1 protein-coding gene is annotated in these 777 nt (G+C 49.3%); it reads left to right on the forward strand.

The annotated features are described in order from the left end of the window. The coding region (locus R7O13_RS26215) for a glutamate synthase central domain-containing protein (RefSeq protein WP_318305121.1) at positions 1-777 on the forward strand (777 nt) is incomplete at both ends.

A 777-nucleotide genomic window follows, 5' to 3' on the forward strand; every position in this document is an offset into this window, starting at 1 on the left:
TGTGGCAATCAAGCGAGATCGATAACGATCTCAAATCTCGTCACCCATACCGCGAATGGATGGAAAACAACGTTCGCAAACTAACGCCATTCTCTCAGTTACCTGAAGATCAAGTGGGTGAGCGAAGCTTCGATGAAGATTTGCTTAAGACCTATCAAAAGCAGTTCGCCATGACCAAAGAAGAAGTGGATCAGGTTCGGCGCGTACTTTGCGATATGGGTCAAGAAGCCGTAGGCTCTATGGGCGATGACACGCCGATGGCAGTGCTGTCTTCGAAAGAGCGTTTGGTTACCGATTACTTCCGCCAGAAGTTTGCTCAGGTCACCAACCCGCCTATCGATCCACTACGTGAAAAGCATGTTATGTCGTTAGCCACCAGTATAGGTCAGGAGATGAACGTCTTCTGTGAAACCGACGGCCACGCGCATCGAGTGACATTTGATTCTCCAGTGCTACTTTACTCTGACATGCAGCAGTTGCTTGAGCTGGGTGACGATCACTACCGCAATACCATTCTCGACATAAACTACGATCCACAAGATAAAGATCTCAAACAAGCGATTGATGACTTATGTGATCAAGCTGAACAAGTGGTGCGAGAAGGTACCGTCTTAGTGGTTCTTTCCGACCGCGCATTAGTTAAAGGCAAGTTGCCAATTCCAGCCGCCATGGCTGTCGGCGCCGTGCAAACTCGCTTAGTTACAGCCAACCTTCGTTGTGATGCCAACATCGTCGCGGAAACCGCAACCGCACGTGACCCTCATCAATTTGCCGTAT

This window comes from Vibrio sp. Y176 (assembly GCF_033438945.1).